Annotated in this window: 19 protein-coding genes and 1 tRNA gene; 2 read left to right on the top strand and 18 right to left on the bottom strand. The window is 56.1% G+C overall.

Annotated elements, in window-relative coordinates; genetic code table 11:
* Position 1 precedes the first annotated feature (1 nt).
* From mrdA to leuS, 7 genes are all read right to left on the bottom strand, one after another.
* Complete coding sequence (gene mrdA / locus IM284_RS16845) at positions 2 to 1,903, bottom strand: peptidoglycan DD-transpeptidase MrdA (RefSeq protein WP_028012338.1); 1,902 nt, start codon at positions 1,901 to 1,903, stop codon at positions 2 to 4.
* A gap of 28 nt (positions 1,904 to 1,931) precedes the next feature.
* Entirely contained in the window at positions 1,932 to 2,399 is a 468-nt protein-coding gene (gene rlmH, locus IM284_RS16840) for a 23S rRNA (pseudouridine(1915)-N(3))-methyltransferase RlmH (protein ID WP_003858701.1), read from the bottom strand.
* A gap of 3 nt (positions 2,400 to 2,402) precedes the next feature.
* Positions 2,403 to 2,720, bottom strand: coding sequence for a ribosome silencing factor (rsfS, locus tag IM284_RS16835; RefSeq protein WP_003858696.1), 318 nt, complete (start codon positions 2,718 to 2,720; stop codon positions 2,403 to 2,405).
* A 268-nt stretch (positions 2,721 to 2,988) separates the two neighbouring features.
* Complete coding sequence (nadD, locus tag IM284_RS16830; RefSeq protein WP_047367729.1) at positions 2,989 to 3,654, bottom strand: nicotinate-nucleotide adenylyltransferase; 666 nt, start codon at positions 3,652 to 3,654, stop codon at positions 2,989 to 2,991.
* Positions 3,647 to 4,678 carry a DNA polymerase III subunit delta gene (gene holA / locus IM284_RS16825; RefSeq protein ID WP_047367730.1) on the bottom strand — a complete coding sequence of 344 codons (1,032 nt, stop codon included), beginning with the start codon at positions 4,676 to 4,678 and terminating at the stop codon, positions 3,647 to 3,649. The genes nadD and holA overlap by 8 nt, the downstream gene beginning before the upstream one ends.
* Entirely contained in the window at positions 4,678 to 5,247 is a 570-nt protein-coding gene (gene lptE, locus IM284_RS16820) for an LPS assembly lipoprotein LptE (RefSeq protein WP_045630867.1), read from the bottom strand. The genes holA and lptE overlap by 1 nt, the downstream gene beginning before the upstream one ends.
* Positions 5,248 to 5,261: 14 nt before the next feature.
* Positions 5,262 to 7,844, bottom strand: a complete 2,583-nt coding sequence (gene leuS / locus IM284_RS16815) for a leucine--tRNA ligase (RefSeq protein WP_048338851.1) — start codon at positions 7,842 to 7,844, stop codon at positions 5,262 to 5,264.
* Between the two features lie 216 nt (positions 7,845 to 8,060).
* Here leuS and IM284_RS16810 point away from each other — a divergent pair, with 216 nt between their 5' ends.
* The gene (locus IM284_RS16810; protein ID WP_028012343.1) at positions 8,061 to 8,543 is read left to right on the top strand and encodes a zinc ribbon-containing protein; all 483 of its coding nucleotides are present in this window, start codon (positions 8,061 to 8,063) and stop codon (positions 8,541 to 8,543) included.
* A gap of 42 nt (positions 8,544 to 8,585) precedes the next feature.
* Here the strand turns inward: IM284_RS16810 and rihA are convergent, their stop codons facing one another.
* The 10 genes from rihA to miaB all read right to left on the bottom strand — a co-directional run bounded on the left by rihA (position 8,586) and on the right by miaB (position 18,810).
* The gene (gene rihA, locus IM284_RS16805) at positions 8,586 to 9,527 is read right to left on the bottom strand and encodes a pyrimidine-specific ribonucleoside hydrolase RihA (RefSeq protein ID WP_047367731.1); all 942 of its coding nucleotides are present in this window, start codon (positions 9,525 to 9,527) and stop codon (positions 8,586 to 8,588) included.
* A gap of 120 nt (positions 9,528 to 9,647) precedes the next feature.
* On the bottom strand, positions 9,648 to 10,373 hold the full coding sequence (locus IM284_RS16800) for an amino acid ABC transporter ATP-binding protein (protein ID WP_014883001.1): 726 nt from the start codon (positions 10,371 to 10,373) through the stop codon (positions 9,648 to 9,650).
* Positions 10,373 to 11,047: a glutamate/aspartate ABC transporter permease GltK gene (gltK, locus tag IM284_RS16795; RefSeq protein WP_028012346.1), complete on the bottom strand. Its 675-nt coding sequence runs from the start codon at positions 11,045 to 11,047 to the stop codon at positions 10,373 to 10,375. Before gltK ends, IM284_RS16800 begins: the two co-directional genes overlap by 1 nt.
* Positions 11,047 to 11,787 carry an amino acid ABC transporter permease gene (locus IM284_RS16790; RefSeq protein ID WP_028012347.1) on the bottom strand — a complete coding sequence of 247 codons (741 nt, stop codon included), beginning with the start codon at positions 11,785 to 11,787 and terminating at the stop codon, positions 11,047 to 11,049. Before IM284_RS16790 ends, gltK begins: the two co-directional genes overlap by 1 nt.
* 156 nt (positions 11,788 to 11,943) lie before the next feature.
* The gene (locus IM284_RS16785) at positions 11,944 to 12,849 is read right to left on the bottom strand and encodes an amino acid ABC transporter substrate-binding protein (RefSeq protein WP_014831086.1); all 906 of its coding nucleotides are present in this window, start codon (positions 12,847 to 12,849) and stop codon (positions 11,944 to 11,946) included.
* A gap of 355 nt (positions 12,850 to 13,204) precedes the next feature.
* A complete protein-coding gene (gene lnt / locus IM284_RS16780) occupies positions 13,205 to 14,743 on the bottom strand; it encodes an apolipoprotein N-acyltransferase (protein ID WP_047367732.1) in 1,539 nt (512 codons plus the stop codon).
* 5 nt (positions 14,744 to 14,748) lie between these two features.
* Positions 14,749 to 15,627, bottom strand: coding sequence for a CNNM family magnesium/cobalt transport protein CorC (gene corC / locus IM284_RS16775; RefSeq protein ID WP_021242574.1), 879 nt, complete (start codon positions 15,625 to 15,627; stop codon positions 14,749 to 14,751).
* 84 nt (positions 15,628 to 15,711) lie between these two features.
* Positions 15,712 to 16,179: an rRNA maturation RNase YbeY gene (gene ybeY / locus IM284_RS16770; RefSeq protein ID WP_047367733.1), complete on the bottom strand. Its 468-nt coding sequence runs from the start codon at positions 16,177 to 16,179 to the stop codon at positions 15,712 to 15,714.
* Positions 16,176 to 17,222 carry a PhoH family protein gene (locus IM284_RS16765; protein WP_047367734.1) on the bottom strand — a complete coding sequence of 349 codons (1,047 nt, stop codon included), beginning with the start codon at positions 17,220 to 17,222 and terminating at the stop codon, positions 16,176 to 16,178. The genes ybeY and IM284_RS16765 overlap by 4 nt, the downstream gene beginning before the upstream one ends.
* A 163-nt stretch (positions 17,223 to 17,385) precedes the next feature.
* Positions 17,386 to 18,810, bottom strand: coding sequence for a tRNA (N6-isopentenyl adenosine(37)-C2)-methylthiotransferase MiaB (gene miaB / locus IM284_RS16760; RefSeq protein ID WP_028012350.1), 1,425 nt, complete (start codon positions 18,808 to 18,810; stop codon positions 17,386 to 17,388).
* A 135-nt stretch (positions 18,811 to 18,945) separates the two neighbouring features.
* Between miaB and ubiF the strand changes: the two genes are divergently transcribed.
* Positions 18,946 to 20,121 carry a 3-demethoxyubiquinol 3-hydroxylase gene (gene ubiF, locus IM284_RS16755; RefSeq protein WP_047367735.1) on the top strand — a complete coding sequence of 392 codons (1,176 nt, stop codon included), beginning with the start codon at positions 18,946 to 18,948 and terminating at the stop codon, positions 20,119 to 20,121.
* Positions 20,122 to 20,229: 108 nt separating this feature from the next.
* On the opposite strand, the gene IM284_RS16750 is transcribed toward ubiF, so the two are convergent.
* Positions 20,230 to 20,304 (bottom strand) — tRNA-Gln (locus tag IM284_RS16750).
* Between the last annotated feature and the right edge of the window lie 101 nt (positions 20,305 to 20,405).

The following is a 20,405-nucleotide window of genomic DNA, read 5'->3' as shown; positions in this document are numbered from 1 at the left end:
ATTATTGGTCCTCCGCCGCAGCGGCGGCCGGATTTTCAGCCGGCAGTTCGGTATTGTTATCACCCAGCATAATGTGGTCCAGGATCTGGCGCATGATGGTCCCTACCGCCGGGCCAGCGCCGCCGTTCTCCAGAATCATTGCCACCGCCACCTGCGGGTTATCATAAGGGGCAAACGCCGTCATCAGCTTATGGTCACGCAGACGTTCGGCAATGCGGTGTGCGTTATAGGTTTCATTGGCTTTCAGGCCAAAGACCTGCGCCGTACCGGATTTCGCGGCCACTTTATATGGCGTACCGGCGAAATACTTGTGCGCGGTTCCGTTTGGACGGTTTGCCACACCGTACATACCGTCTTTCGCTATTTCCCAGAAGCCGGAATGGATGTCGCCTACCGGCGCTTCATGGGGCTGCACCCACGGCACTTTTTTGCCATCTTCAACGGTGCTTTGCAGCAGATGCGGAACTTTCACCACGCCGTCGTTAATGAGGATCATCATCGCTTTGTTCATCTGAAGCGGGGTGGCCGTCCAGTAACCCTGGCCGATACCCACCGGTATGGTATCACCCTGATACCACGGCTTCTTAAAGCGCTTCAGCTTCCACTCACGGGTTGGCATGTTGCCGGAGCGCTCTTCAGCCAGATCCACGCCGGTGTAGTGCCCGTAGCCGAATTTGCTCATCCACTCTGACAGGCGGTCAATGCCCATGTCATACGCCACCTGATAGAAGAAGGTATCCGCAGATTCTTCCAGAGATTTCGTAACGTTCAGATGTCCGTGGCCCCATTTCTTCCAGTCGCGATAGCGTTTTTCAGAGCCCGGTAGCTGCCACCAGCCCGGGTCAAACAGGCTGGTATTGCGGTTGATGACGCCCGCGCTCAGCGCCGAGACCGCCACGTACGGTTTAACCGTTGATGCCGGCGGGTAAACGCCTTGCGTGGCGCGGTTCACCAGCGGGGTGTTAGGGTCATTCAACAGGCCGGAGTAGTCTTTGCTGGAGATACCGTCAACAAAGAGGTTCGGGTCATAGCTTGGCATAGAAACCATGGCCAGAATGCCGCCGGTGCGCGGGTCGGTGACCACCACGGCGGCGCGGCTGCCCGCCAGCAGGGTTTCAATATACTGCTGCAGTTTGAGATCGAGCGTCAGATAGACGTCGTGCCCCGCCTGAGGCGGCACTTCCTTAAGCTGGCGAATGACGCGACCACGGTTGTTGACCTCAACTTCTTCATAGCCGGTCTGCCCGTGCAGGACATCTTCGTAGTAGCGCTCGATCCCCAGCTTGCCGATATCGTGCGTCGCGGCGTAGTTCGCCAGCTTGCCGTCTTTATCGAGGCGCTCGACGTCTTTATCGTTAATCTTGGAAACGTAGCCAATCACATGCGTCAGCGCGGATCCGTAAGGATAGTAGCGACGCTTGTAACCCTTCACTTCCACACCGGGAAAGCGGTACTGGTTCACCGCAAAACGGGCGACCTGGACTTCCGTCAGATTGGTTTTAACCGGAATGGAGGTGAAACGGTGAGAGCGGGCGCGCTCTTTTTTGAAGGCCGCGATATCATCATCGTTAAGATCGACAACGCTCCTTAGCGCTTCCAGCGTATTCTGCACGTTATCGACCTTCTCCGGCATCATCTCGACTTGATAGATGGTGCGGTTTAACGCCAGAGGGGTGCCGTTACGGTCGTAGATAATGCCGCGGCTGGGTGCGATAGGCACCAGCTTAATGCGGTTTTCGTTAGAACGCGTCTGGTAATCGGTAAAGCGGACAATTTGCAGATTATAAAGGTTGGCGATCAGCACGCCGGTAAGCAGCAAAATCCCCGTAAAGGCGACCAGCGCCCGGCGCACAAACAGCGCGGACTCAGCCGTATAGTCGCGAAAAGAATTCTGTAGTTTCATCCGCTGCTTAATCTACCCTGGTCAGTCATTACTCGCGGTGATAGGGGTGGTTGGTAGTAATGCTCCACGCGCGATACAAGCTTTCCGCCACCAGGACCCGCACGAGCGGGTGGGGCAGCGTCAGCGCAGAGAGAGACCAACTTTGTTCTGCTGCCGCTTTGCAGGCGGGGGATAACCCTTCAGGTCCGCCAATCAACAGACTGACGTCGCGGCCATCCTGCTTCCAGCGCTCCAGTTCATGCGCCAGCTGCGGCGTATCCCAGGGTTTACCTGGAATATCAAGGGTGACGATGCGGTTCTTGCCTGCGGCAGCAAGCATCAGTTCACCCTCTTTGTCGAGAATACGTTTGATATCCGCGTTCTTACCGCGCTTCCCGGCGGGGATCTCCACCAGTTCGAACGGCATGTCTTTGGGAAAACGACGCAGATATTCAGTAAAACCGGTTTGTACCCAGTCCGGCATTTTGGTGCCGACGGCGACCAGCTGCAACTTCACGCATTAACCCCAGAGTTTTTCCAGCTCATACAGGCGACGGCTCTCTTCCTGCATGACGTGGACAATCACATCGCCGAGGTCAACAACCACCCAGTCAGCGGTCGCTTCACCTTCAACGCCAAGCGGTAAGAGTCCTGCTGCGCGCGATTCCTGAACCACATGGTCGGCAATCGAAACAACATGACGCGTAGAGGTACCGGTGCAGATAATCATGCAGTCGGTAATACTGGATTTACCCTTAACGTCGATAGCGATGATGTCCTGACCTTTCAGGTCATCAATTTTGTCGATAACAAAATCCTGGAGTGCTTTACCCTGCAAGTTTTCCCCCTGGGTGAATGAGATTGTACAACTATGAATTCGTGGCCAGACAGTATACCTGAACTGACGCCCCTGTCGGGACAAATGTCACCGTCCGGGCTTTTGAAGGCGGGTATCATCCCACCCTCCGCCTGAGATTGCATCGCCATTTTTGTAAAACAATTTCTGTAAAGCAACGATCGGCGGGAAAGTCTGGCAGCGGAGGATAACAGTATGGCTTAACCTGTCAAGGCAGGATAATCAATATGCTGCTTTTTATGCCCTCCGGCTATTTATCTGCGGTTTTCTGATACAACCCGTGCGTATGAATATACGCCAGCACCGGGGCAGGCAGCAGATCGTCACAGGCTAAACCCTGCTGTAAACGTTCGCGAATAACGGTCGCAGAGATGTCGAACCACGGCGTCTCCGCCAGATAAATCTTCCCGGCGGGCTGGTTGTGAAGATCTTCAACGTTATCGGTGAGATGGTCTTCAAGCCACTGCTGATATTGCGCTTCGCGCATGGTCAGCGGGTAGCCCGGACGGCGGCAGACGAGCAGGTGGCTGTTCCCCAGAATGGTTTCATACTTGTGCCACGTGGGGAAATTGAGCAGGGAGTCCTGACCGATGATAAAGGCGAGCGGCTGGTCAGGCCCTTGCTCGGCCCGCCACTCCTGCAGCGTTTGCGCCGTCCACGAGGGGGTGTCGCGACGCAATTCCCGTTCATCCAGCCTGAAGAGCGGCTTATCCGCGATAGCCAGAGCGAGCATCTCTTTACGCTGCTCGCTGGTTGCTTCAGGCTGGGGGCGGTGCGGCGGAACATTATTGGGCATGATGGTAACGCGCTGCAGGCCGATCAGATTTGCCAGAATTTCTACCGGCTTCAGATGCCCGTAGTGTACCGGGTCAAAGGTGCCGCCATACAGGGCCTGTAAAGAGTGCATACTATCCATCAATAAATACGTCAGCCAGCGCCTTGTGGCAAAGCAGCAGGGAAAGGCTTTCCAGCTCCGCCCACACCGACTGGCCGTAATCTTGTTTTAGGGTAAGCTCGGCGCGCATCAGAAGCTGCACAGCCTGGCGCAGCTGTTCATGGCTCAGGCGGTTGATGGCCTCGGTGGTCATTGCCCGCCGGTTTTGCCACACCCGGTGTTTATCAAACAGGGAGCGTAACGGCGTATGGGCCGACTGGCGCTTGAGCGTTATCAGTAGCAACAGTTCGCGCTGCAGCGTGCGCAGCAGAATGACGGGTTCACTGCCCTCCAGGCGCAGCTGCTGGAGAATATGCAGGGCGCGTTTGCTTTTCGCCGACAACAGAGCATCCACCCAGTGGAACGGCGTGAAGTGTGCGGCATCGTTAACGGCCTGCTCAACGCGCGGTAAGGTCAGCTTGCCGTCCGGCCAGAGCAGGGAGAGCCTGTCCAGCGCCTGTGCCAGGGCCAGCAGGTTGCCTTCATAGCAGTAGCAGAGCAGTTGGTTCGCCGCATCGTCCAGTTGAAGGTTGTGCTGCTTCGCTCTCGCGGCGACCCATTTAGGCAGGTGCGCCTGCTCAGGCGTCTGGCAGGTGACCAGCACCGCGTGGGTCGCGAGCTGGGTGAACCATGCCGCGTTTTCCTGCGCTTTGGTGAGCTTGCTGCCGCGCACAATTAACAGCAGATCGCTATGTAACAGGCTGACCAGCGTGGCCAGTTGCTCATTGATGGCCGCGTTAGGGCCGCTCTCCGGCAGCAGGATCTGGATTGTCTGGCGCGACGCAAAAAGGCTCATCGCCTGACAGAGTGAGAAGAGGGCGTTCCAGTCGGTGGCGTTATCCACCTGAACGGTATGGTGTTCATCAAAGCCCTGAGCCGCGGCCGCATGCCGCACGGCATCCAGGCTTTCCTGAAGTAGTAACGGGTCGTTTCCGAGCAGCAGATACGCCGCGCGCAGCCCTTCATTGAGCTGCGCGCGGAGTTGTTCAGGATACAGCCTGATCATCATTTACCCAGAGAGGTAGAAACAGGAGGCGTACTGGCATCCGGTTTTTCAATAATGTCAGAGCCTTCTCGGTTAGACGCTGCAATACCCGGCAGTTTGCGGATCAGCTGTTCCGCCGCCTTGTCGTACATTTCGTTGATGATAATCTGCTGTTCGGCATCTTTTGCCAGCGCGGTTTGCGGGTTATCAAAGAACGAACGATACACTTTTGCGCTGATCGGATAGATGTCTTTACCCGGGATCAGTACAGCCGCGTTGACCGACAGCACCATCTGATATTCAGCCGTGCGGCCGTCCTGGAAGATGGACGCCGTATCCTGGCCCAGCGTCATTCCCAGTACGCGCAGAGACGGTACATCCTGGCGCAGCGTACCTTTCTCAATAAGCTCAACGCCGTTCAGGCGCAGCTGATTACGAATGGCCCGGCTGAGCGGTCCGTTTGGATCCCCGGAATCAAAGATCATTGTTTTCATCTCAGCAGGCACCGCCGTGGTGTTGCGCAGATGCCAGCCACAGCCAGCGGTGACAAGCACCGCCAGAGATAAGAGTATTGTTGCCAGTTGTCGCACGTTTCCTCCCGCGCTTAGCCAACGACCAGATTGAGCAGTTTACCCGGTACGTAGATCGCTTTACGTAAGGTAACGCCCTCAAGATATTTCGCAACCAGAGGTTCCTGGCCCGCGCGCTCGCGAACCTGATCTTCAGTTGCATCGACCGCCACGGTAATTTTACCACGGACTTTGCCGTTGACCTGGACCACCACCAGCGTGGTGTTTTCCACCATCGCTGCTTCGTCAGCCACCGGCCACGGCGCGTTGTCGATATCGCCTTCGCCTTTCAGCTCCTGCCACAAGGTGAAGCTGACGTGTGGCGTGAACGGGTTAAGCATGCGAACCACGGCCAGCAGCGCTTCACGCATGATGGCACGATCCTGCTCGCCGTCCTGCGGGGCTTTCGCCAGCTTGTTCATCAGTTCCATAATAGCCGCAATTGCGGTATTGAAGGTCTGACGACGACCAATATCATCGGTCACTTTCGCGATCGTTTTATGAACATCACGACGCAGCGCCTGCTGATCTTCGCTCAGCGCAGCGGCGTTCAGTGCCGGAGCATCACCCTGTGCGGTATGTTCGTACACCAGCTTCCAGACGCGTTTCAGGAAGCGGTTCGCGCCTTCTACGCCGGATTCCTGCCACTCAAGGGTCATATCAGCCGGAGAAGCAAACATCATGAACAGACGTACGGTGTCCGCGCCGTAACGCTCAACCATCACCTGCGGGTCGATACCGTTGTTTTTAGACTTGGACATCTTGCTCATGCCGGTATAAACCAGTTCATGGCCTTCAGCGTCTGTCGCCTTCACGATACGGCCTTTCTCGTCGCGCTCAACGATCGCATCAACTGGAGAAACCCAGTTACGCTCTCCGTTCGCGCCAACGTAGTAGAAGGCGTCTGCCAGCACCATACCCTGGCACAGCAGCTGTTTAGCGGGCTCGTCAGAGTTCACCATGCCGGCATCGCGCATCAGCTTATGGAAAAAGCGGAAGTAGAGCAGGTGCATGATGGCGTGTTCGATACCACCAATATAGATATCTACCGGCAGCCAGTAGTTGGCGGCGTCAGAATCCAGCATGCCTTCTTTGTACTGCGGGCAGGTGTAGCGCGCGTAGTACCAGGAAGACTCCATAAAGGTATCGAAGGTGTCGGTTTCACGCAGCGCAGGCTGGCCGTTGACGGTGGTTTTGGCCCACTCAGGATCGGCTTTGATCGGGCTGGTGATGCCGTCCATGACCACGTCTTCCGGCAGGATCACGGGCAGCTGATCTTCAGGCGTTGGCATGACGGTGCCGTCTTCCAGGGTCACCATTGGAATTGGCGCACCCCAGTAACGCTGACGGGACACGCCCCAGTCGCGCAGACGGAAGTTCACTTTACGCTCGCCCACGCCCAGTGAGGCCAGCTTATCGGCGATGGCGTTGAAGCCCTCTTCGAAGCTGAGGCCGCTGAACTCACCGGAGTTGAACAGGGTGCCTTTTTCGGTCAACGCCTGCTCGGACAGGTCAGGTTCAGAACCATCGGCGGCCAGAATAACGGCTTTAATCGGCAGGTTGTATTTGGTGGCAAACTCGTAGTCGCGCTGATCGTGACCCGGAACGGCCATTACTGCACCTGTACCGTACTCCATCAGAACGAAGTTTGCTGCCCAGACCGGGATCGCTTCGCCCGTCAGCGGGTGCTTAGCATAGAAGCCCGTCGCAACGCCTTTTTTCTCCATCGTCGCCATGTCGGCTTCGGCCACTTTCGTGTTGCGGCATTCGTCGATGAAGGTCGCCAGTTCCGGGTTGTTCTCTGCCGCTTTCTGCGCCAGTGGGTGACCTGCGGCCACGGCCAGATAGGTCGCACCCATGAAGGTGTCCGGACGGGTGGTGTAGACGGTCAGGGTCTGGTCGTAGTTCTCAACGTTGAAGGTAATTTCCACGCCTTCAGAACGGCCGATCCAGTTGCGCTGCATGGTCTTAACGGTGTCAGGCCAGTGATCCAGTGTATCCAGATCGTTCAGCAGTTCGTCAGCGTAAGCGGTGATTTTGATAAACCACTGCGGGATCTCTTTACGCTCAACTTTGGTGTCGCAGCGCCAGCAGCAGCCGTCGATAACCTGCTCGTTCGCCAGAACGGTCTGGTCATTCGGGCACCAGTTAACGGCAGAGGTCTTCTTGTACACCAGGCCTTTTTTGTACAGCTCGGTGAAGAACTTCTGCTCCCAGCGGTAGTATTCCGGGGTACAGGTCGCCAGCTCGCGGCTCCAGTCATAGCCGAAGCCCAGCATTTTGAGCTGGTTTTTCATGTACGCGATGTTGTCGTACGTCCACGGTGCCGGAGCGGTATTGTTTTTTACCGCTGCGCCTTCTGCAGGCAGGCCGAACGCATCCCAGCCGATTGGCTGCAGAACGTTTTTGCCCAGCATGCGCTGGTAACGGGCGATCACATCACCGATGGTGTAGTTACGCACGTGGCCCATGTGTAGTCGACCAGAAGGATAGGGAAGCATCGACAGGCAGTAATACTTCTCTTTGCTCTCGTCTTCGGTTACTTCAAAGGTGCGCTTCTCGTCCCAGTGTTGCTGGACTTTTGATTCTATCTCTTCCGGGCGGTATTGCTCTTGCATGGCAGCCAGTGGTCCTGTGTTCAATACAGCTACAAAAATGTAGCCAATGGATGTGGTAATTCAGATCCGCATAGCATAGCCCAAACGCCCGCGTCAAAACAGCCTTTCGCGCAATTGCACTTTGCAGGAATTTACCGGGTCTGTGCTTCACCTGACAAAGCGGCGGCGAAATAAGGTCTATTATTAGAAATAGTTACTTACCCGGGAGGCAAAATGATGAACAAGGTTGCTCAATTTTACCGCGAACTGGTGGCGACACTGACGGAACGGCTGCGTAACGGCGAGCGCGATATTGACGCGCTGGTCGAACAGGCGCGTGAACGGGTGACGCAAACGGGTGAGTTAACGCGAACCGAAGTGGAAGAGGTGACGCGCGCCGTACGCCGCGATCTGGAAGAGTTCGCGCGCAGCTACGAAGAGAGCCAGGATGAGATCGCCGACAGCGTCTTTATGCGGGTGATCAAAGAGAGCCTGTGGCAGGAGCTGGCGGATATTACCGATAAAACACAGCTGGAGTGGCGCGAGGTGTTCCAGGATTTAAATCATCACGGCGTGTACCAGAGCGGTGAAGTGGTGGGGCTGGGGAATCTGGTGTGCGAGAAGTGCCATCACCATATTGCGGTATATACGCCGGATGTGTTGCCGCTGTGCCCGAAGTGCGGGCACGATCAGTTCCAGCGTCGCCCGTTTGAGCCATAAGTAAAAGCGCAGTTTAGTTCCCTCTCCCCGTGGGAGAGGGCGTCAGGCCGCACAATAGTAAGCAAGTCTTTCCGCCAGCAAATCCACAAACGCCTCCCGGTCGATATCCACCATCAGCGTCGTATTCGGTTTATTCCCCGTCAGCGAATAGTAATCCACCACCGTCATCCCCTGGGTATATTTCCCCTGCGTCTCCACGCCAACCCATCTGTCCACCGTAGTAAACATTTCAGGCTTCAGCAGCCAGGCGATGGTGCACGGGTCATGCAGCGGCGCGCCGTGAAAGCCCCATTTCTCGGCTTTGTGATACTCCATAAAGAAGTCGAGCAGCTCGGCTACGGTTGTCGCAACCGGGTTGCCCACGGCGCGGAAGCGGTCAATATCGTCTGCCATAATCTGTGCCCGATGCGTCACGTCCAGCCCCGCCATCACAATCGGCAGGCCCGACTGGAAGACGATCTCCGCAGCCTCCGGATCAACAAAGATGTTGAATTCGGCCGCAGGCGTCCAGTTCCCCAGCCCCATTGATCCGCCCATGATGACGATACGGGCGATGTTGCTGTGCAGTTCAGGATGGCTGTTCAGCAGAAGCGCAACGTTGGTCTGCGGGCCGGTAGCCACCAGCGTCACGGGCTCTGCGCTTTCACGCAGCACCTTCGCCATTAGCTCGACGGCGGTGCAGTCTTGCGGTGTGAAACCTGGCTCCGGCAGCGCCGGGCCATCCAGCCCGCTTTCACCGTGAACGTTGTCGGCAATGATCAGCTCGCGCATCAGCGGCTTAACGGCGCCGCCTGCGACAGGAATATCGGTGCGTTTCAGCAGCGTCAGCATTCGTAAAACGTTGCGCAGGGTTTTGTCCGGCGTCTGATTTCCGGCGGACGAGGTGACCGCTTTCACGTCCAGTTCCGGGGAGGCAAGCGCGAGGACGAGCGCGATCGCGTCATCATGACCCGGATCGCAGTCGAGAATTATAGGGTGTGCCATAGCGTTCTCCATTCTTAGCATTATTTTGTGACAAGGTTAACGCTGCGATGTGACGCCGAATAGAAAAAGAGATCTAAAGCGTGAAGCAGTGCGCAATCCGCAGATTGCGCACCGAGAAGATTAGTGCAGGATTTTCGCGAGGAAATCTTTGGCGCGTTCGGATTTCGGGTTGGCGAAGAACTCTTCTTTCGGTGAGTCTTCGACAATTTTCCCTTCGTCCATGAAGATCACGCGGTTGGCCACTTTACGGGCGAAGCCCATTTCGTGCGTCACCACCATCATGGTCATCCCTTCGTGCGCCAGCTCGACCATCACGTCCAGCACTTCGTTGATCATTTCAGGATCGAGTGCTGACGTGGGCTCATCGAACAGCATCGCCACCGGATCCATGCACAGCGCGCGCGCAATCGCCACACGCTGCTGCTGGCCGCCGGAAAGCTGTGCCGGGAACTTATCGGCATGTGCAGAAAGCCCCACGCGCTCCAGAAGCTTGAGCCCCTTTTCGCGCGACGCTTTTTTATCACGCTTGAGCACTTTGACCTGAGCCAGCGTCAGGTTCTCAATAATGGACAGATGAGGGAATAGCTCAAAATGCTGGAACACCATGCCGACGTGAGAGCGAAGCTGGGCCAGGTTGGTTTTCTTGTCGTTCACTTTCGTGCCGTTAACAACAATTTCGCCCTGCTGCACAGGCTCCAGACCATTAACCGTTTTGATCAGCGTAGACTTACCGGAACCGGACGGCCCGCACACCACCACCACATCGCCTTTTTTGACTTCGGTGGAGCAGTCGGTCAGCACCTGAAAGTGCCCATACCATTTAGAAACATTTTTCAGGGAAATCATTATACCGTCCTTTTCTTCAGCCAGCTGACCAACAGCGACGCGCTTAAACTAATCACAAAATAGACCGCACCCGCGAAGAGCACCATCTCGACCTGCGTACCATCACGTTCACCTATGGTCGACGCGGTACGGAAGAAGTCCGCCAGACTCAGAACGTAAACCAGAGAGGTATCCTGGAACAGCACGATACCCTGGGTCAGCAGGAGCGGAACCATGGCGCGAAACGCCTGAGGCAGAATGATGAGCTGCATGGACTGCCAGTGCGTCATTCCCAGCGCCAGCGCGGCGCTGGACTGCCCACGGGAGATACTCTGGATACCCGCACGGATAATCTCTGAATAGTAAGCGGCCTCAAACATCGAGAACGCCACCATCGCAGAGATCAGGCGGATGTCGGTTTTCGGCGACAGTCCCAGCACATTCTGTAAGAAGCCTGGAACAATCAGGTAAAACCACAGCAGCACCATCACCAGCGGGATGGAGCGGAAGACGTTAACGTAGGCAGTCGCAAACCAGGCGAGCGGCTTAAAGCTCGACAGGCGCATGACGGCCAGCAGGGTGCCCCAGACGATACCCACGACGATAGCGATCGCGGTGATCTTTAGGGTAATCACCAGGCCATCGAGCAGGTAAGGCATGGATGGAACAATAGAACTCCAGTCAAATTCGTACATTATTTGCCTCCCAGATTGCCCGGCAGGCGTACTTTGCGTTCAACCAGGTTCATCACCAGCATGATGAAAGCGTTAATCAGAACATACGCGAGCGTGATCGCGGTGAAGGATTCCCACGCATGAGCGGAGTAATCCAGCAGCTTGCCCGCCTGTGCAGCCATATCCACCAGGCCGATGGTTGAGGCGATGGCCGAGTTTTTCACCAGGTTCATCATCTCAGAGGTCATCGGTGGAACGATAACGCGGTAGGCGTTAGGCAGCAGCACGTAGCGGTAGGTTTGTGGCAGGGTCAGGCCCATCGCCAGGCCCGCATTTTTTTGTCCGCGTGGCAATGACTGAATGGCGGCTCGCACCTGCTCGCAAACGCGCGCAGCGGTAAACAGCCCCAGACACATCATGGAGGAGACAAAGAACTGCACGTTCGGATCCAGCTCCGACTTGAACCACATGCCAATATTTTCCGGCAGCAGTTCCGGGATGACCAGATACCAGGTAAAGAACTGCACGATGAGCGGAACGTTACGGAACAGCTCCACATACAGTGTGCCAATTGTTGAAAGAAAACGGTTAGGGACGGTTCGCAGAATACCGAACAGCGAACCGACAAGAAACGCGATGATCCACGCCGTTATCGATAATGCCACGGTAACCTGAAAGCCGCTCCACAGCCAGCCAAGATAGGTGGTGTTGCCGAACGGGGCTTGTTGCAGGAAGATGCCCCAGTTCCAGTCTATTGACATAATAAACTCCAGAAAAAAGAGGGTAGCAGCGCTACCCTCGAAGATTGGTGAGAAGCTCTTTTTTCGCGCTGAGTGGGGAACGACCACTCAGCGTATATGTCTGTCCATGCTTCCCGACAATCGAGAGGGCAGGAGATCCCGCCCCTGTTGTTCTAATTAGTTAAGAGCCTTGTCATTTGGAGATTTGAACAGCGCTTTCATGTCGTCAGACAGTTCAAAGTTCATATTGAGATTTTTTGGTGGAATCGGGTTCTTAAACCACTTGTCGAACCATTTTTCCGCTTCGCCGGAGGTCTGCACCTGGGCGATAGTGTCATCGATCAGCTTTTTGAACTGCGGATCGTCTTTACGCAGCATGCAGCCGTAGGCTTCTTTGGACTGCGCGGTACCGACGATATCCCAGTTGTCTGGTTTCTTTGCCTTCGCACGTTCGCCCGCCAGCAGGGCGTCATCCATCATAAACGCGACGGCACGACCACTTTCCAGCGTACGGAAGGAGTCGCCATGGTCTTTCGCGCTGATGATGCGCATATCCATTTTCTTCTCGTCGTTCAGCTTGTGCAGCAGGACTTCAGAAGTGGTACCGGAGGTCACAACGACCGCCTTGCCTTTCAGGTCAGCAAAATCTTTGATCGCGCCGCCCTTCTTGGTCAGCAGACGGGTGCCCACGACAAAGATGGTGTCAGAGAAGGCCGCCTGTTTTTGACGCTCGAGGTTGTTGGTGGTGGAACCACACTCGAAGTCAAAGGTGCCGTTTTGCAGCAGCGGAATACGGTTCTGTGAAGTGATTGGGATCAGCTTCACCTGCAGGTCAGGTTTGTTCAGCTTTTTCTTCACAGCTTCAACGATAGCGTTGGAGTAATCCTGTGAATAGCCCACGACTTTTTGCGTGTTGTCGTAGTAAGAGAACGGGACGGAAGATTCACGGTGGCCGACCACGATGACGCCGTTTTTGGCAATCTTGTCGAGAGTGCTGCCTGCTGCCGGAGCGTCTTCAGCGTGAACCACGCCTGCGGACATTCCCATAACCAGCATTGCTGTGGCCAGTTTACGTAATTGCATACCCAACTCCTTTCTTATCAGCGCCAGTGACGCATAGATACCCATTGTGATGTTGTTATATCTCGCGCAATGCGAGTGCAGTGTTATGCAAGCTTGTTAACATTTAGTCTGGCTTAATGTAAAGATTTTGCTGCGTTATTGTTTATTTTTGCGAAGCGCGCCGCACCATTCAGAGGCAATAATCTCCCGTTGCACCGTTTCGGTGCTAGCGACGATCTACACTGGTGCGACAAGGTTGCACGTTAAGCCAGACAGCGTTTACGTGAATAAATAAAGCAACAGGCGTGCCAGAATTGAAGATTGGGAGGAAATTGCCGGGTAAGGCGCAGTCGCCACCCGGCATCAGAAGGCAAGATTATTTATGACGCTGACGCAGGCTCATCAGCACGGCGCCAAAGCCGAACAGCGCGGTCAGGATCCACAGTGGCCAGTTGCCGGTGCGGGCGTACGGCGTCAGGCCCGTGGTAGGCGTGACTTGGGTTGTCAGCACTTCACGGGTGAACTGCGGGATCATGGCCTGGATTTCGCCCTTTGGGCCAATCACGGCGGTGATGCCGTTATTGGTGCTACGCAGCAGCGGACGCGCCAGCTCCAGAGAACGCATGCGCGCCATCTGGAAGTGCTGCCACGGGCCGATTGATTTACCGAACCACGCATCGTTGGAGATGGTCAGCAGATAGTCGGTGTCCGGGCGGAAGTTATCGCGCACCTGCTCGCCGAGGATGATTTCGTAGCAGATGGCGGCCGTCAGGGCCAGACCGTGCGCGTGAAGCTGGGGCTGAACGTACGGACCGCGGCTGAAGGAGGACATCGGCAGGTCAAAGAACGGTGCCAGCGGACGCAAAATAGACTCCAGCGGCACAAATTCACCGAACGGCACAAGGTGGTTCTTGTTGTACCGGTCGGTGGAGTGGTAGCTGTATTCGCTGTCTTTGCCGAGCGTAATAATGGTGTTGTAGGTGTCGTAGCGGTTCTGCTGATTCAGGCGCGCATCAACAATGCCGGTAACCAGGGTGCTGCCGCGCGCCACCAGCAGATCGTTCATCATGTTGAGGAACGGCTGCTGGTTAATTTCCAGATCGGGAATAGCGGATTCTGGCCAGATAATCAGCTGCGATTTGCCCATCACCTCTTCGGTGGCGTTGGCGTAGATCTTTAGCGTGTTCAGCAACTCTTTTTCGTCCCACTTCATGGACTGCGGGATATTCCCCTGCACCATGGAAACCTGCATGGCGCGCTCGGGCTCGGGCGTGAACCACTGGATATAGCGCAGCGGGAAGGGCAGAGCGAACAGCACCAGCGCCACAGCCAGCGGCTTCCAGCCGCGCGTGACCAGCGCCAGTACCAGCAGGCCGCTTACCACCATCAGCAGAAAGTTAATGGCTTCAACGCCCATTACCGGTGCCAGACCTTTCAGCGGGCCGTCAATCTGGCTGTAGCCGAACTGCAGCCACGGGAAGCCGGTCAGCACCCAGCCGCGGAGGAACTCGGTAATCTGCCAGACCACCGGCGCGGCAATGGCGACACGCAGCCAGGTGGTTTTAGGCCACAGGCGAGAGAGAATTCCGGCGAACAGACCGGTATAGAGCGAGAGATAGGCGGCGAGCAGGACGACCAGGAAGACGTTAACCGGCCCCGGCATCCCGCCAAACTGTGCGATGCTGACGTAGACCCAGTTAATGCCGGAGCCAAATAGCCCCAGCCCCCAGAAGTAGCCGATCGCAGCGGCCTGTACCGGACGACGATTCAGGGTTAACCCCTGAAGCCCCATCAGGGAGAGAATGGCCGCGGGCCAGATATCGTAAGGAGAAAAAGCCAGCGTACCGCTGGCTCCGAGTAACAGCGCCAGCAGCAAACGGACGCGCTGGCGTTCAAGCAATGGGGCAAATGCCATTTACATTAATCTTCCAGTTTTGGCACCGGTGAATCGTCCGGCGTTCTGACGTGAACCTGTATAATACGTCGGCTGTCGGCCATTGCCACTTTGAACTGGTAACCGTCGATGTCAACGGTCTCACCGCGCGCCGGAAGATGGCCAAAGGCCTGCATCACCAGCCCGCCAATGGTATCGACCTCTTCATCGCTGAAGTGGGTACCGAAGGCGTCGTTGAAATCTTCAATCGAGGCCAGCGCGCGCACGGTCCAGGTGTGTCGGCTAAGCTGACGGAAGTCGATATCTTCTTCTTCGTCGTACTCGTCTTCGATTTCGCCCACGATCAGCTCAAGAATATCTTCGATCGTGACAAGACCTGAGACACCGCCGAATTCATCAATAACAATCGCCATGTGGTAACGCTGAGAGCGAAACTCTTTCAGCATTCGATCCACACGTTTACTTTCCGGCACGACCACGGCCTGGCGTAACACTTTTTCCATGCTGAAGGCTTCGGCATCGCTGCGCATAAACGGCAGCAGATCTTTGGCCATCAAAATCCCTTCGATGTGATCTTTATCTTCGCTGATGACCGGGAAACGCGAGTGGGCGGATTCGATGATCACATCGAGGCACTCGTCCAGCGTCTGGTTACGTTTCAGGGTGATCATCTGCGAGCGAGGGATCATGATGTCGCGGACGCGCTGGTCGGCAATGTCCATGACCCCTTCGAGCATTTCGCGCGTATCTTCGTCGATAAGGTCGTTCTGCCCGGAATCACGAATCAGCTCCAGCAGTTCATCACGGTTTTTCGGCTCGCCGTGGAAAAGCTGGTTCAGAATGAGGGAGAAAAATCCCTTTTTACTGGTTGTCGTGTCGCTACTGTGTGAATTGTCGTCGCTCATGGCGTTTGTTAAGGGTTCTCTTGTTAGTTCAATGTTAACCGCCGCGCTATGTCCCTGCGCGGCGGCATGGTAGTCAGTAACTGACTATTCTTTCTCGGCAATGTACGGATCCTCATAGCCCAGAGCAAGCATTATCTCTGTCTCAAGGGACTCCATCTCTTCCGCTTCGTCATCTTCAATGTGGTCGTAGCCCAGCAGGTGCAGGCTGCCATGCACCACCATATGCGCCCAGTGCGCTTCCAGCGGTTTCTGCTGCTCTTTGGCTTCCTGCTCAACCACCTGACGGCAGATGATCAGATCGCCCAGCAGCGGCATCTCAATACCCGGCGGCGCTTCGAACGGGAAAGAGAGCACGTTGGTTGGCTTATCTTTCCCTCGGTAGGTCAGGTTAAGCTCATGGCTTTCCGCTTCATCCACCAGGCGAATCGTGACTTCTGATTCTTCCTGAAACTGGGGGATTACCGCATCCAGCCATTTCTGAAACTGTGCCTCTTCTGGCATGCCGGAATTTTCTTCACATGCCAGCTGTAAATCGAGGATCACCTGACTCATTTCTGTTCTTGCTCCTGCGCTTCGCGCTTACGTTCCGCGGCCTGTTCGGCCCTGCGTTTTTGATCCGCCTCTTCCCAGGCTTCATAGGCGTTAACGATGCGCGCGACCACCGGGTGGCGAACAACGTCTTCACTGTGGAAGAAGTTAAAGCTAATTTCGTCTACCTCTGACAGCACCTCAATGGCGTGGCGCAGGCCTGATTTAGTGCTGCGCGGCAGGTCGATCTGGGTGACGTCACCGGTGATCACCGCTTTCGAGTTGAAGCCGATACGCGTCAGGAACATTTTCATCTGTTCGATGGTGGTGTTCTGGCTTTCATCGAGAATGATGAACGCGTCGTTGAGCGTGCGGCCGCGCATGTAGGCGAGCGGGGCCACTTCGATCACGTTACGTTCGATCAGCTTCTCCACTTTCTCGAAGCCGAGCATCTCGAACAGCGCGTCGTACAGCGGGCGCAGGTAAGGGTCGACCTTCTGGCTCAGATCGCCGGGCAGGAAGCCGAGTTTTTCACCCGCTTCAACGGCGGGGCGGGTCAGCAGGATACGACGGATCTCCTGACGCTCCAGCGCATCCACCGCAGCGGCAACCGCCAGATAGGTTTTACCTGTACCCGCGGGACCCACGCCGAAGGTGATGTCATGGTCAAGAATGTTGGCGATGTACTGCGCCTGGTTCGGCGTACGCGGCTTGATGACGCCACGCTTGGTCTTGATATTGATCGCCTTGCCGTAGTCCGGCACACTTTCCGCGCTCTGCTCAAGCACGCGCGCCTCTTTAATGGCGAGGTGGATCTGTTCCGGCTCAATATCCTGAATTTCGCCGCGCATCGGGGCGGTATCGACATACAGGTTGCGCAGAATATCTGCTGCCGCGTTGACGCAGATAGGGCGTCCGGTGAGTTTGAAATGGTTATCGCGACGATTGATTTCGATACCCAGACGTCGCTCCAGTTGTTTGATGTTGTCATCAAACGGCCCGCACAGGCTCAGCAGGCGAGCGTTGTCTGCGGGCTCAAGGCTAATTTCACGCGTATCTATGTTCAAACTGTTCCTCTTTAAATGGTTAACTGACCCGCTGCCACACGGCGCAATAGAACGGTTATTACCGAAATTATTCACGCCACAGAATAAAGGCGCAAGCGTTGCGGTAGATATTGGGGGTGATGAGAGGAAATACAAGGCCTGCCGAAGAGGCAGGCCTGAAGGATCAAGGCTGGTAAATCCCAACGCCAGAATCGTTTTCTTTGCGGGTACGAGAAATAACGGATTCCGGTGACTCGGCAATACGCAGGCCCATTTCGTCCTCGGTGCGTACCACCTTCGCTCGCAGCGAGTTGGTCAGCACTTCGACAATTTCGACGTCCACAAATTTACCGATCATGTCCGGGGTGCCTTCGAAGTTCACCACGCGGTTGTTCTCGGTTCGACCAGAGAGTTCCATGATGCTCTTGCGGGAAGTACCTTCCACCAGAATGCGCTGGACGGTGCCGAGCATACGGCGGCTCCAGGCGTTGGCCTGCTGGTTGATGCGTTCCTGAAGAATATACAGACGCTGCTTTTTCTCTTCTTCCGGCACGTCATCAACCATGTCGGCCGCAGGCGTGCCAGGACGCGCTGAGAAGATGAAGCTGTAGCTGACGTCAAAGTTCACTTCACCGATGAGCTTCATGGTGCGCTCGAAGTCATCAGCGGTTTCGCCTGGGAAGCCGACGATAAAGTCAGAGCTAATCTGGATATCCGGGCGCGCTTCGCGCAGCTTGCGGATGGTGGATTTGTACTCCAGCACCGTATGCGGGCGGCCCATCAGGTTCAGCACGCGGTCAGAGCCGCACTGAATCGGCAGGTGCAGGAAGCTCACCAGCTCTGGCGTATCGCGATACACGTCAATGATGTCGTCGGTAAACTCCATCGGATGGCTGGTGGTAAAGCGAATACGGTCAATGCCGTCAATCGCGGCTACCAGGCGCAGCAGTTCGGCAAAGCTGCCGGTGGTGCCGTCGTAGTTCTCGCCGCGCCAGGCGTTAACGTTCTGGCCCAGCAGGTTCACTTCGCGAACGCCCTGCGCGGCAAGCTGGGCAATTTCAAACAGAATGTCGTCCGCAGGGCGGCTGACCTCTTCACCGCGGGTGTAAGGCACCACGCAGTAGGTACAGTATTTATTGCAGCCTTCCATGATCGAGACGAAGGCGGTCGGGCCATCGGCGCGCGGCTCTGGCAGACGGTCAAATTTCTCGATCTCCGGGAAGCTGACGTCAACGACCGGGCTACGGTTACCGCGAACCTGATTGATCATCTCCGGCAGGCGGTGCAGGGTCTGAGGACCAAAGACGATATCCACATACGGGGCTCTCTGACGGATCAGCTTACCTTCCTGCGACGCGACGCAGCCACCGACGCCAATGATCAGGTCCGGATTTTTCCGTTTGAGAAGCTTCCAGCGGCCTAACACATGAAAGACTTTTTCCTGTGCTTTTTCACGAATTGAACAGGTGTTCAGCAGCAGCACATCGGCTTCTTTCGCATTTTCAGTCAGCTGGTATCCGTGGGTGGTATCCAGCAGATCGGCCATCTTGGATGAATCGTATTCGTTCATCTGACAGCCCCAGGTTTTTATATGGAGTTTTTTAGTCATCGACTTGCTCAGCTCAGGATTGCAAGCCGCGTATTGTAATGCTTTGGTGGGGTTGTGACCAGTATGAAGGTTGTGTGTCTCAGGACCGCAAAAATCCGGTAAACTTAAGGGATTCTCCAATAAGGAAAATTGACCATGACACTCCAACACACCGAAGTTGCCGTTGTCGGCGGCGGTATGGTCGGCGGCGCGCTGGCGCTGGGGCTGGCGCAGCAGGGATTTGATGTAACCGTTATTGAACAGGCGGCTCCCCCGGCATTCGATCCCGCCAGCAAACCGGACGTGCGCATTTCCGCCATCAGCGCGGCGTCCGTCGATCTGCTGCGCGGCCTGGGCGTCTGGGAGGCGGTGCAGGCGATGCGCGCACACCCTTACAGCCGTCTTGAAACCTGGGAGTGGGAAAATGCCCACGTGTCGTTTGACGCCGCCGAGCTGAAGCTGCCACGCCTGGGCTATATGGTGGAAAACAACGTGCTCCAGCTGGCGCTCTGGCAGGCGCTGGAGGCACATCCGAAGGTGACGCTGCGTATGCCTGCGTCACTTAAGGCACTGCATCCTCATGAAAGCGGCTATTTGCTGACGCTGGACAGCGGCGATGAACTGGCCGTGAAGCTGGTCGTCGGGGCCGATGGCGCTAACTCGCAGGTCAGGGAGATGTCGGGTATTGGGGTTCATGCCTGGCAATATCAGCAATCCTGCATGTTAATCACCGTTCAGTGTGAGAATGCGCCGGGCGAAAGCACCTGGCAGCACTTTACGCCGAACGGCCCGCATGCATTCTTGCCGCTGTTTGATAACTGGGCTTCACTGGTGTGGTACGACAAACCGGCGCGCATTCGCCAGCTGCAGGGGCTGTCGATGGAGCAGCTGCAGCGCGAGATCCTGCTTCACTTCCCGAGCCGCCTTGGCAACGTGACGCCAGTCACCGCAGGTGCATTCCCGCTCACGCGCCGTCATGCTTTACAGTATGTCCGAGGAGGGCTGGCGCTGGTGGGCGATGCGGCACACACTATCCACCCGCTGGCGGGGCAGGGAGTCAACCTTGGATACCGTGACGTCGATGCGTTACTGGACGTGCTGGGCAACGCACGCGCTCACGCGGAAGCCTGGGCCAGCCATCAGGTACTGAAGCGCTACCAGACGCGCCGTATGGCGGATAACTTCATCATGCAGTCAGGGATGGATCTGTTTTATGCCGGTTTCAGCAATGACCTGGCCCCGGTGCGCATTCTGCGTAACATTGGCTTAATGGCGGCAGAGCGTGCCGGTGGGCTGAAGCGTCAGGCGCTGAAATACGCCCTCGGACTCTAATCTTAATTCCCTCTCCCCGTGGGAGAGGGGTAGGGTGAGGGCATCAGGCCGCACTATTCTGAGCAACAAAAACAAAAAAGCCCGCAGAGCGGGCTTGTTTGTTTTAAGTGGCTGGGGTGCAGGGATTCGAACCCCGGAATGCTGGTATCAGAAACCAGAGCCTTACCGCTTGGCGACACCCCAATTGCGTTAAACAGACTGCTTAACGACTTTTAAATTGGCTGGGGTACGAGGATTCGAACCTCGGAATGCCGGAATCAGAATCCGGTGCCTTACCGCTTGGC

The sequence above is a fragment of the Enterobacter cloacae complex sp. P12RS genome (genome assembly GCF_014895875.1).
GTDB lineage: Bacteria > Pseudomonadota > Gammaproteobacteria > Enterobacterales > Enterobacteriaceae > Enterobacter > Enterobacter bugandensis.
This window is presented reverse-complemented; position numbering and strand designations above follow the sequence as displayed.